The 11835-nt window shown below is 65.3% G+C and carries 11 protein-coding genes; 4 read left to right on the top strand and 7 right to left on the bottom strand.

Annotated features, from left to right (window positions below; genetic code table 11):
• Positions 1-81: 81 nt before the first annotated feature.
• Positions 82-2508, top strand: a complete 2427-nt coding sequence (locus FRZ40_RS01760; protein WP_147233106.1) for an FUSC family protein — start codon at positions 82-84, stop codon at positions 2506-2508.
• Between the two features lie 59 nt (positions 2509-2567).
• On the opposite strand, the gene FRZ40_RS01755 is transcribed toward FRZ40_RS01760, so the two are convergent.
• Both FRZ40_RS01755 and FRZ40_RS01750 read right to left on the bottom strand, forming a co-directional pair.
• Positions 2568-2774: a hypothetical protein gene (locus FRZ40_RS01755; protein WP_147233105.1), complete on the bottom strand. Its 207-nt coding sequence runs from the start codon at positions 2772-2774 to the stop codon at positions 2568-2570.
• A 137-nt stretch (positions 2775-2911) separates the two neighbouring features.
• A complete protein-coding gene (locus FRZ40_RS01750; RefSeq protein WP_028367045.1) occupies positions 2912-3394 on the bottom strand; it encodes an Lrp/AsnC family transcriptional regulator in 483 nt (160 codons plus the stop codon).
• Positions 3395-3526: 132 nt separating this feature from the next.
• Between FRZ40_RS01750 and FRZ40_RS01745 the strand changes: the two genes are divergently transcribed.
• Positions 3527-4159, top strand: coding sequence for a cysteine dioxygenase family protein (locus FRZ40_RS01745; RefSeq protein WP_147233104.1), 633 nt, complete (start codon positions 3527-3529; stop codon positions 4157-4159).
• An 84-nt stretch (positions 4160-4243) separates the two neighbouring features.
• Here the strand turns inward: FRZ40_RS01745 and FRZ40_RS01740 are convergent, their stop codons facing one another.
• From FRZ40_RS01740 to FRZ40_RS01725, 4 genes are all read right to left on the bottom strand, one after another.
• Positions 4244-6919, bottom strand: coding sequence for a mechanosensitive ion channel family protein (locus FRZ40_RS01740; RefSeq protein WP_147233103.1), 2676 nt, complete (start codon positions 6917-6919; stop codon positions 4244-4246).
• Positions 6920-7105: 186 nt separating this feature from the next.
• Positions 7106-7753, bottom strand: a complete 648-nt coding sequence (locus FRZ40_RS01735; protein ID WP_028367048.1) for an NAD(P)-dependent oxidoreductase — start codon at positions 7751-7753, stop codon at positions 7106-7108.
• A gap of 107 nt (positions 7754-7860) precedes the next feature.
• On the bottom strand, positions 7861-8325 hold the full coding sequence (locus FRZ40_RS01730; protein ID WP_028367049.1) for an Rrf2 family transcriptional regulator: 465 nt from the start codon (positions 8323-8325) through the stop codon (positions 7861-7863).
• Positions 8326-8422: 97 nt separating this feature from the next.
• The gene (locus FRZ40_RS01725) at positions 8423-8884 is read right to left on the bottom strand and encodes a BCAL1086 family glycoprotein (protein WP_028367050.1); all 462 of its coding nucleotides are present in this window, start codon (positions 8882-8884) and stop codon (positions 8423-8425) included.
• Between the two features lie 194 nt (positions 8885-9078).
• Here FRZ40_RS01725 and FRZ40_RS01720 point away from each other — a divergent pair, with 194 nt between their 5' ends.
• Both FRZ40_RS01720 and FRZ40_RS01715 read left to right on the top strand, forming a co-directional pair.
• Positions 9079-9660, top strand: a complete 582-nt coding sequence (locus tag FRZ40_RS01720) for a DJ-1/PfpI family protein (protein WP_147233102.1) — start codon at positions 9079-9081, stop codon at positions 9658-9660.
• Between the two features lie 120 nt (positions 9661-9780).
• Positions 9781-10104 (top strand): hypothetical protein, encoded by a 324-nt coding sequence (locus FRZ40_RS01715; RefSeq protein WP_028367052.1) that lies wholly within the window; start codon positions 9781-9783, stop codon positions 10102-10104.
• 26 nt (positions 10105-10130) lie between these two features.
• Here FRZ40_RS01715 and FRZ40_RS01710 read toward each other — a convergent pair whose 3' ends face one another.
• The gene (locus FRZ40_RS01710; RefSeq protein ID WP_147233101.1) at positions 10131-11783 is read right to left on the bottom strand and encodes a sensor histidine kinase; all 1653 of its coding nucleotides are present in this window, start codon (positions 11781-11783) and stop codon (positions 10131-10133) included.
• Positions 11784-11835: the final 52 nt, after the last annotated feature.

Below are 11835 nucleotides of genomic sequence, written 5' to 3'. Positions count from 1 at the left end.
GACTCGACGCCAGTTCGAGCTGGGAACAGAACCGGGCCCGACGGCTTCATCAACATACGGACACGAGACATCAGGCGGTCGATGCGCTATTCAGTCGAAATCAAAAAGTTTCTGTATAGCCAGTACTTCTACGGCGGCTTGCGTATTGCAGTGGGCGTGTCGCTGCCCGCCATTCTTTGCCTGATCGTCTTTAACAACCGCGAACTCGGCTTCACGATCGCGACGGGCGCACTCGGCGCGTGCGCCGTCGACATGCCCGGTCCGCTCAAGTACAAACACAACGAGATGCTCGCGTGCAGCGTGATCGGCTTTCTCGCCGCGCTCGCCACGGGTCTCGCGACGGTCAACCCCGTCGCGCTGTGGTGCGCCGTGGTGCCGCTCACGTTCGTGCTGTCGCTCATCGTCGTCTACGGCAACCGTTGGCCGCAGATCAGCTTCGCGACGCTCTTCATGATGGTGATGACGCTCGAGGAGCATTTCACGCCGCTGCAGGCGCTCATCAACGCGTCGTGGATGCTCGTCGGCGGCCTGTGGTTTACGTACTGGTCGACCTTCGTGAGCCACTGGATGATGTACCGGATCGAGCAGCAGGCGCTCGCCGAAAGCGTGTTCGCGCTGGCCGACTACCTGCTCGCGCGGGCCGACTTCTTCGATCTCGACAACGATCTCGACGAGTGCTACCGCAACCTCGTCGCGAAACAGATCGCGGCCGTGGCCATGCAGGACGCCGCGCGCGACATCGTGCTGCGCAACCTGCCCAAGCTGAAGAGCGGCCGGCTCGAGCCGCGCCGGGCGACGCTCTTCAATCTGTTCATCCATATCGTCGACCTGCATGAACAGTTTGTCGGCGCGCATACCGACTACCCGCTCGTGCGCAACACCTTCGGCGGCTCGGATCTGCTGATCTTCTATCGCGACCTGATCCGCAAGGCGGCAGCCGATCTCGAAGACATCGGCCTCGCCGTGCTGCAAAACGAGCCGCCGCGCGCGCGGATCAACGTGAAGGCGGAGCTGCGCGCCATCGAATATGAAATCGAGCTGATGCGCAAGCAGGATCTGCCGAAGAAGAACCCCGAAGCCTACTCGACCATTTCGGCATCGTTCAGGCGCGTGTGGAGCGCGACGCGACTGATCGACCGGATGCGCAAGAACCTCGCGAACGAGGAAGGCACGCAGGAAACCGATCTGCGCATCGACCAGGCGCTCACGCGTTTCGTGTCCAGCCGCCGCGTGCCGTTCGGCTCGATCTTCTCGAACCTGACGATGGCCTCGCCGAGCTTCCGGCATGCGCTGCGCGTGTCGATCGCCGTCGCGGTTGGCTTCTGGCTCGGGCGCCTGCTGCCGCTCACGAACGCCTACTGGATCGTGATGACGACCGTCATCATTCTGAAACCGGGCTACTCACTGACCAAGCAGCGCAACGGGCAGCGTATCGTCGGAACGCTGATCGGCTGTGCGGCGAGCATCGCGCTCATCATGAGCGTGAAGGAGCCGCATATCCTGCTTGTCGTGATGTTCGCGTCGATGGTGATGAGCTACAGCCTGCTGCTCTTCAACTACACGGCCAGCGTGGTGTTCACGTCGTCGTATGTGTTGCTGATGTTCCATCTGCTCGCGCCGGGCAGCCTGCATATCATCGGCGAGCGCGCGATCGACACCGTCGTCGGCTGCGCCATCGCGATCGCCGCCAGCCACCTGTTCCCGTACTGGGAATACCGGCTGATGGGCAAGCTCGTCGACGACATGATCGCGGCGATGCGCAGCTATCTCGAAGCCAGCTGGTGGTGGGGCGGCAAGCCCGCTGCCAGTGCCGCCGGCTCCGTAGTCGCGCCCGCCGCGTTGACGGAAGCGGCCGCGCTCGCGCCCGCGGTGGCCGTAGCGGAAGTCATGGCAAGCGGTGTGAACGGCGTGACGGAAGCGGCAGTCGCGGCGTCGGCAGCGGGTGCGTCCATCAGCGCGACGACGGCAGCCAAACCGCCGGCGCCCACATCTGCCGCCGCGGCTGCTGCGAGCGCCCTCGATCGCGACTATCGCTACCGGCTCGCGCGCAAGAACGTGCATGTCGCGTTTGCCAATCTCGGCCAGGCGTTCCAGCGGATGATGCTCGAACCCAAGTCCGCGCAGAAGTTCGTGCCGGAACTCAACGACCTGCTCGTGCGCTCGCATGTGCTCGCCTCGCAGATCACGGCGGCAGCGCCGTTGCTGCGCACGTCGTCGCAGCAGCTAGGCGGGCCGTCGCATCAGCCGCTGCAACGCGCGCTTACGCTGATCCGCGACAACCTCACGCAGGCCGAGGCAGGCAATCCGCCGCCCGCCGATCAGGCTGAGATTTCAAGGCAGTTGACGCGAGAGCTGGACACGATGGTAGTCGAGGCGGAACGCTCGCCCGACTGTTCGCCCGATGCGGTGCATGAACTGAAACTGCTCGCGCATCAGTGCAAGCAGATGCTGGCGGCGTCGTTCCAGATCCGCAAGGATGCGGGTGTGATCCGCCTGCCGGAGAACTGAGGCGGCGGCGCTTGTTGTGTCGCAAATTGCGCCGCAAATTGCGCCGCGTGTTGTGCCGCTTACTGCGACGCGCCCTTCGCCGCGTTCACGGCGGCGCCCGCTGCGGATGCCGCAGAAACCGTCGTGTCGACGGAATTGTCGCGCTCGTACTCGCGCTTTTCGGTGATCGCGTTGTAGAGAATTGTGGCGATCACCAGCAATACGACAACGACGATAAACACAGCGACGCCAACCGTCGGGTTTTTCTTCTTTCGCGGATCGTTCATGAGTCGGGCTCTGCTGGCGGATTGAATCGGCGGAGCGGGCATTCTACGCCGTGGCACCTTGCGCGCGGCTTGCAGTCCGCCGCGAATGCAGCTGCCGCGGCAAACCCGCAGCAAGCTGCGCTCCCAGCATGAAGAGATCAGCGGCTCTCAGCGACCACGGCCGCCCGCACGGGCAATGCCGTCGAATACTTGATCTGCTCCATCGCGAAACTCGAACTGACGTCGTAAAGCGGCACGGCCCGGATCAGCTGCTTGTAGACGCGGTCATAGTCGTCGATGTCGGATACGACGACACGCAGCAGATAGTCGGTCTCACCGCTCATCCGGTACACCTCGACCACTTCGGGAATGTCCTGCACCGCGCGCGTGAAGGTCTGCGCCCACGCCTCCGTGTGCTGGTTCGTGCGCACGGCGACGAATACGGTCGTGCCGACGCCCAGCTTGCGCGGATCGCACAGCGCGACCTGCGCGCGGATCACGCCCGCTTCCTTCAGCCGCTGAACCCGTTTCCAGCACGGCGTCTGCGACAGATTCACCCGCGCCGCGAGTTCGGCGATCGGCATCGTGGCGTCTTGTTGAAGGAGTTCGAGCAGCCGCCGATCAATGATGTCCATTCCCATCTTCCCACCCAGATAGAAAATTATTCTATTTCTCGTCAAGACGGAGGAATTATATGAAAACTCTTTCTCCGCGCAAATCGGTATAAATGAGGGCAGTCCCGTTCTCGAAGAACAACATCCGCGGAGCCTTCCATGAACCCTTCAACCGGCCTGAACATACTCGAAGCCTCGCTGGCCGAATCGCATACTTCCGCTTGCGCGATGCCCGAAGCGAACGCCCTCGCGCGGCTGTGCGCGGCGCTCGATGCCGCCTTCGACGCCTGCGCCAACACCTGCGATCCATCCGTGTCCGCGTTTTTCGCCCGCGCGGTGCGCGCCGCGCTTGCCGAAGCTGCCGCCGATCCCGCGCTCCTCACGAACGACCAGCGCGAAGCATCCGCCACGTGCTACCGCCGCCATCTGCTCGCCGCCGATCCGTACGGCCGCTATGCGGTCGCCGCGCTCGTATGGATGCCCGGCCAGGCCAGTCCCGTTCACGCGCATCACACGTGGTGCGGCTATGCGGTGATCGACGGCACCCTGACGGAAACCTTGTACGACTGGCAAGCGGACATCGATTGCGCATCGCCCGTGCGCGAGCAGTCGCGCGAAGCGGGTGCGGTGTCGTTCACGCGCGCCGGGCGCACCTGCATTCATCGGCTCGGCAACGGCAGCGGCGCGGCGGCGGTTTCGCTGCACATCTACGGCGTTTCGGGAGAGCAGATCGCCACGCATGTGAACGACGTCGTGCGCATCGCCGACAATGTGCAAGCCGTTCCTGCCTGAGCGCAATTCGGCTTCAGCCGCATCGAACGAAAGGCGTCACGCATTTACGCGCGACGCCTTTTCTTTTTCAACACCCGAGCCCTTTCACGTCTTGCTACCATCGCCCGCCGTCGGAATCTGCGGCGGCACGGAGGCCGTTTGTCCCGTCGACGGCGGAGCCGGACGCGGTTCGTGCGACACATCGCGAGCCGGCGGCATCGCACCGCCCGTCTTCGGCCTGAACGGCGTGGTCGTGCCCGTTGCGGCTTCACGCGTATGCGCGTCGTGATGCGCAACGTCGTGCTGCATCACCTCTTCGTCCGTCAGCACCTCGCCCACTTCGTCGCCGCGCGACGTATGCACCCGCATCTGCGGCACGGGAATCTCGATGCCCGCTTCGTCCATCTTGCGCTTCAGCCGCAGATTGAAGGCGCGCGCCACGCTCCATTGCTGCAGCGGCCGCGTCTTGATCTGGCCTTTGACGACCATCCAGTTCGGATCGAAGCGGTCGAGTCCCCACACTTCGACGGGACCGAGCATTTCGCGCCGGTAACGGAAGTCCGCCATCAGGTCCGCGCCCACGGCGCGGATCAGTTGCGTCACCTCGTCGACGTCGGCGGAGAACGGCACGCGTACTTCGAACACCGCATACGCGAAGTCGCGCGACAGGTTCTTCACGATCTTGATCTGCGAGAACGGAATCGCGTGGATCGCGCCCTGGCCGTCGCGCAGCCGCACCGTGCGAATCGACAGATATTCGACCGTGCCCGCGTGGCCGCCGTCGATATCGATCCAGTCGCCCACCGAAATCGTGTCCTCGATGATGATGAACAGGCCCGTGATCAGGTCGCTCACCAGCGACTGCGCGCCGAAACCGATCGCGAGACCGATCACGCCCGCGCCCGCCAGCAGCGGCGTCACGTTGATGCCGAGATTCGCCGCCGTGACGATGCCCGCGATCGTCAGGATCGTCACGAACAACACGTTGCGCACGAGCGGCAGCATCGTGCGCGCGCGCATGCTCGGATTCTTCGCCTTGTTGCGCGGACTGCTCGGATTGACGGCTTCCTGAATGGCCGTATCGATCAGGATCCACACGAGCCACGACAGGAACACCGTGATCAGGATCGCCGTCAGCGCGTGCGCGATGCCGCGCGCCGTCACGCTTTCCTCGATGATCTGCGCGAGCGACACATCCCACAGCCGCGAGGCGAATTCGAAATACGCGAGCCACACGAACAGCGTGACAAGCGTGCCGACGAAGCGCAGCAGCCGCGTCAGATACGGCGAACGACGCCGGCGGCGCGCGTTGCGCGGACGCGTGACGCGCAACACGACAGCCGACAGGAAGAACGCCAGCACCAGCAGCAGCGCCGTCACGACGGAAATCTGCAACACGTTCTCACCGCTGCCGATGCCGCCGATCGTCGCGATCACGGACGCTGTCGCGAGCACCAGCATCGGCACGTGCCACAGTGAGGCGAGCACGTCGAACGCGTCAGTCGCGGCCTTATGGTCGTGCCGCTGCTCGTAAGCGCGATTGCGGATCAGATGCGCGACGGGCCGCCGGAACGCGAGCGCGAAATAAGCGGTCAGCGCCGCCGCCGTCATGTTCGAGACCGTCGACACGAGCGCCGCGAGGTTCGTGCCGAGTTCATGCGCGACGTCGTAATTGACGGCGGCGTCTCCGAGCGCGCTGCAAATGCCGATCGCGAACAGCGGCCGCCGCGCCTGCTCGATCAGCAAGCGCACGGCCGGGCGCCGGTGCCCCGAGCCGAACAGCGAGAACATGATCAGGCAGATCGCCGAGAACACCGCGCCCGCGACGATCGCGTACGCGATCACCATCGCGATCGTGCGGCCGAGCGAATCGGGCATCGCGCGCACGAACATCAGCGCCGCAACGAACGCGACGATCCACGGACCGACACGGCGCAGCGCGAAGATCAGCAGATCGCGCGTGGTCGGATTCGCGTCGAGCCGCACGACGATGCCAAAGCGCGCGTGAATCCTGCGCTGCAGATAGATCAGCCCCGCCGCGCACGCGCCCCAGCCGGCCAGCACGGCGATCATGTTCAGCAGCACGCGGCCGAAGTGCTCGCGCCCCTGGCTCGTGACGATCGTGTAGATTTCGTTGCCCGCTGCGTTGAAGCGGCCGGACCAGTAGTTGAGCGGCGAGCGGCCCTGATGCACATCGGATTCGAACGATGCAATGCCCGCCGCGATCGCACCGAGCAGCCCCGAGCCTGGGTTCGGTTGCGCCGTCGCGGGCGGGCCGACGGTCTTGGTCGCGTCGCGCAGTTTCTTCAGTTGCGCGACGAGCGCGGTGCGCTGGCGGTCGTTGTCGAGCGTGTTGATCACGCTGTCGAGCGATTTTTCCAGCTCGGCCTGGCTCGCGGGCGACGGCGCCGATGCGGCATCGGCTGCCGATGCGCCCGACGCGGGCGCAGGCGTCGACACTGTCGCGCTGTTGATCAGGCTTTGCAGCGCGGGAATCATCGGCGTGCCACTGGCAGCCCCGGCGGCATGCGCAGCGCCCGACAGGCCGAGGCCGGCGCCCGCTAATGCGAGCGACAGGCAGAACGAAAGGCAAAACGCGGGCGCGGACGCGCCCGACGCCGCGCGGCGCAATGATCCCGCGTGCGAAAAGAATCTGAAAACGATACGAAAAAACGCGCGAAAAAAGGCGCCGAAAACAGCGTCAAAAACGGCGTCAATCGCCAGCAGCCCGCCGGATGACGGCGCAGCCCGCGATTCACGCCGCGCAAGGCATGACTTCATGGCAATCCGTGACTGTGCTGCAACGAGGAAAGTTGCATGGGACGGGAGACGCCAAGTTTAGCGGGTGTCGTCGAGGGAAAACTCCCCGATGCGTAACCGAATGTTAGTGCACTTGCGCAGCGGCGTGCGAGCCGCTCCGGCGCGCCGCGCGGCGCCCGCCTGCGCGCCGGGCGGCGTTCCACCCGCTCAGTACGCGGCCGTCGCGAGCTGATGAACGAAACGGCCCTGCTCCAGCTCGTCGACGAAGGCGATCGCGTAGTCTTCCGCCGAAATGCTGCTGTTGCCCTGCGCGTCGACGATCAGCGACCCCGCGCCCGTGCGGAACGTGCCCTTGCGCTCGCCCGGTGCGATCAGCGCGGCGGGCGCGAAGAACGTCCAGTCGAGGTCATTCGCCGCGCGCAGGATGGGCAGCACGTCGCGGTGCGCGAGCGCAATCGCCTTGTACGCTTGCGGAAAGCCTTCCGTATCGACGAGCTGCTTGCCGGGCGCAACTTCCAGCGAGCCCGCGCCGCCCACCACGACGAGTCGCTTCACGCCTGCCGAACGCGTGCCTTCGACCAGCGCGCGCGTGGCTTTCTCGATCAGCGCGACGTTGTCCATTGGCGGCGCATACGCGCTCGCGACGATGTCGTGCCCGCGCGCGCCCGCTGCGACGCTCGCGGCATCCGTCACGTCGGCCTGCGCCGCCGTCAGGTTCGCGATATCGCCGGGCACGCGCTCAGGGTTGCGCGAGAATGCCGTCACCTGATGGCCACGGCGCGCCGCTTCGGCAGCAACGCGAGAGCCGATCATGCCCGTTGCGCCGAACAGCGCGATCTTCAGTACCTTGCTCATGACAATGTTCCTTTCGATTAAATGTAACTATATTGATTACATATTTCGTTAAAAAAATCGGGGCGTGGCCCCGTGGTACGGCTGTTCACTGCGGCTATCTACCTCGTTCAACCGTCCGCTGCCGCCGCTTTGCGCTTGCGTTCCCGCGAACGTTCGGCGCGCACGACGTCGGCCGTCGCGTCCGCCAGCGTGCGCGATGCCAGCGACGCTTCGAGCGCCTGCTGCGCGTCGCCGATGATGCCCGTCAGCACCGTCTGGATGTTGCGCCCGACCATGCATGCAGGGTTCGGCGTTTCGCGATGCATCGCGAACAGCTGCGCGTCGTCGACGGCGCGGTAAATGTCGAGCAGCGTGATGTCTTGCGGCTCGCGCGCCAGCAGCGCGCCGCCGCCCGCGCCGAGCTGCGACGTGGTCAAGCCCGCCTCCGCGAGCATCGCCAGCAGGCGCCGGATCAGCACGGGATTCGTGTTCACGCTTCCCGCGATCATGTCCGACGACAGCGGCACGCCTTCCTGCAACGACAGCAAGGCAAGCACATGAACCGCAAAGGCAAATCGGCTACTCGTATTCACAGCGCTAGATCATCCGATACGCATGAGACGCACATGACGCCCCGGCCGCGATGTGTAATCATCATAGTTACACTTCGCGCGCCGGTCAAGCGCATGTTTATTTGTCCATCTGCTTCTGGGCGTCGCTGGACTCGGAAGCCGAAGATTGCGAGTTCGCCGATGCATCGCTCGACCATTGCTGCAGCTTGCGCCCCGCCGACTCGAGCCCGGCGCCCGTCGAGCTCATTGCCTTGTTGACGGCGGCGTTCGTCGCGCTCGCGGCGCCTTGCAGATTGGCTTGCGCCTGCGAGGCAAGATTGCCCGGACTGAGATCGATCGACGGGCCGGACGCGGCCGTATCGATGTTCTGCTGCGCGGTCGCCTTTGCGGCGTCGACCTGCTGGCCGACATAGCTCGCGGCCTGATCGAGCTTCTGGCTGGCCTGCTGGGCGATGTCGTCGAGCTTCGGCGTCGTCTGGCCCGCCGACGCATCGTTCTTCTGGCAGGCGGCAAGACCTGCGAGCAGCGCAGCGGCGAAGCATGTCGAGCGGATCAGCGGATGGCGTGAGAGTGGTTTCATGCTTGTCATTGAGCCGCAGCGGGCGGCTCCATCTTGCGATAACGCCTCAATGATACGCTGTTGCGTGTCGCCGGCTCCCGATGCACGGCTTGACCTGCACGCCCGCCTGGACGCGCACCGTTCGCGATGCTGTCAACGATGCTGGAGTAGACTTCCGACGTTCGACGTGTTCCCTCAACCACTGGAGGCATGCGATGGCAGCAAAGAAGATTCTGTTCCTGACGGGCGACTTCGCCGAGGATTACGAAACGATGGTGCCGTTTCAGGCGCTGCAGGCCGTGGGTCATACCGTCGACGCCGTCTGTCCCGGCAAGCGCGCGGGCGAGCGCGTGAAGACGGCGATCCACGATTTCGAAGGCGATCAGACCTACACCGAGAAGCCCGGCCACTTCTTCACGCTGAACGCGACCTTCGACGAGATCGTGCCGTCGCGATACGACGCGCTCGCGATCGCAGGCGGCCGCGCGCCTGAGTATCTGCGGCTCGACGCAAAGGTGATCGACGTGGTGCGCCAGTTCGCCGAAGCCAACAAGCCGATCGCGGCCATCTGTCACGCCGCCCAGCTGCTCGCCGCCGCCGGCGTGATCCGCGGCAAACGCATTTCGGCCTATCCCGCCTGCGCACCCGAAGTGAAACTCGCGGGCGGCGACTACGCGGACATTCCCGTCGATGCCGCCGTCACCGACGCCAACTTCGTCACGGCGCCCGCGTGGCCCGCGCATCCCGAATGGCTGCGCCAGTTCCTCGTCCTGCTGGGCACACGCATCGAGTTGTGACGCATCCCCATCGCAGTTTGCGGCGGCGCGCTCGTGCCACCGCTGCAGTTTGAGACTTCTCCGATTTCACGCACGCATAGGGCCTTCTAAAGTCGCGGGTTGACTTTGGAAGGCTCTACTATGAATCTCACTAACTGGGTGATCATTCTCGCGGTCGCGCTGATCTCGTTGACCTTCTTCTGCTCGCGCGCGCCAACCAGCTGGTCGATCGAAAACCGCGCGCGGCGCTTCACAGGGACGCGTCTGCTCGCGCAAGCCGTACTGTCGTTCTGGAGCGCGTTGCTGATCGTCGTGCGCGGCCTGTTCGCACTGGGCGCGCACACGATTCATATCGCCCCCGAACTTATCCTCGCCAGCGCCCTGCTTCTGATAGCCGCGAGCGCCTACTGGTCGATCCGCGGCCGCAAGCTGCTCAAGCCACGCCGCCTGTTCTCCGCACCCTGAACGTTTTCGCCGCCAAGGCGCTCCCGCTAGCGCGCGTCGGCGCGCAACGCAGGCTCTCCTGCCGTCGCCATGTCGTGCTCTTCGTCACGCGGCGGCGCCGCCGCATCGGGCAACGACAGATAGAAAGTCGTGCCCACATCCTCCGTCGATTCGGCCCATACCCGCCCGCCGTGGCGCTCGACCATGCGCCGCACGAGCGCCAGGCCGATCCCCTCGCCCGACGCCACATTGCCGTGCAGCCGCTGGAACGCGTTGAACAGGCGCGGCATCGCAATGTCCGGGATGCCGAGGCCGTTGTCCTTCACATAGAAAATCCGCAGCGTCTGCACGCCGGGTGGCACAGGCGCCGTGCCGATCTCGACGATGCCCGTGCGCGCCGGGCTCAGATAGTTGATCGCGTTGCCGATCAGGTTCGCGAACACCTGCTCGAGCGCCGTCGGATCGCCCCAGACGGGCGGCAATGGCTGCACGATCACGCGTGCGCCACGGTCGCGGATCGTCGCCTGCATCGCGTCGATCACACGCTGCACGATGTCGCGCACGTCGACCTGCTGCCGGCGGTACTCGACGCGCCCAACGCGCGACAGCCGCAGCAGCGCGTCGATGATGTGCGACGCGCGCAGCACAGCTGTCTGCAGGAAATGCAGCGCTTCGCCGATATCCTCGCCGATCAGCCGCTCGACGTGCTGCCGCTGCTGCGCCGTCAGCGACGAGTCACGAACGGCCGCGCGCAAGTCGTCGCAGGCATGGATCAACTCCTTCGAGAAGCCTTGCAGATTGACGAGCGGCGCGCGCAGATCGTGCGATACGCTGTAGATGAAGGTCTCGTTCTCCTGAGTCTGCTGACGCAATGTTTCGTTGGTCTGTGCGAGTTCGGCTGCGTGGCGGCCCAGGTCGGACTGAAAGCGAGCCTGCTGGCGCTCCGCTTCGAGAAGGCGGCGGCTCGCGACATGCAGCGTCAGATCGAGCCGCGCGATTTCGTCGTTGCCGCGCGTCAAGGGCGCGAGCGGCTCGTTGCTCGCGAGCCGGCTCGCGTTGTCCGACAGCAGCGCCAGACGGCCGCGCACGCCGCGCGCGAAGATCCAGAACGCAATCGCGACGAACACCAGCGAGCCAATCACGGCCGCGACGATCAGCGACTGCTGCCGCTCCCGCGCTGCAGCCGCCTCGGCCGAACGCACCGAGTCGAGCAGCCGTTCCTGTGCCTGAAACGCGGCGATCTGCGCGCGAAAACTGTCGAGCACGTCGGTTGCCGCGAGATCGCGAAAACGCTGCAATACGTCGCGCCGCCGTCCTGAGTGGATCAGATCCTGCACCCGGTCCGACCATTGCCGGTAAGCCTGCACGGACTGGCGGATCTGCGCGGCGCGCTCGACCTGCGCGGGATTGTCCGCAACCAGCTCGGCGAGCCGGTCGATGCGGCGGTCGACGTCCATCCAGAAGACGACGGGCGTGGTGACGTCTCGCGTGCCGCTCACCACCGCGCCACGCAGCCGCACGGATTCGAGCAGCACGGGTGCGAGGATGCTGGCTGTCTGGCGCAGCACGTCTTCGCTGTGCATGCTCCAGCGCTCGGCCTGCCCGGCATCCGCCTGCGCCTTGACCAGCCCCGACAGCAACGCGAGTTCGAATACGGCGGGTATCGCAATCAGAAGCAGGCCTTTGGTCGTCAGTCTCATGCGCGCGCCGGGAAGTCGGGAGCCGGCGGGTCGCGCCGGGGACGGCACATTA

It is taken from the genome of Paraburkholderia azotifigens (genome assembly GCF_007995085.1).
GTDB lineage: Bacteria > Pseudomonadota > Gammaproteobacteria > Burkholderiales > Burkholderiaceae > Paraburkholderia > Paraburkholderia azotifigens.
The sequence above is the reverse complement of the archived record's forward strand: the minus strand, read 5'-3'. Positions and strand labels throughout refer to the sequence as shown.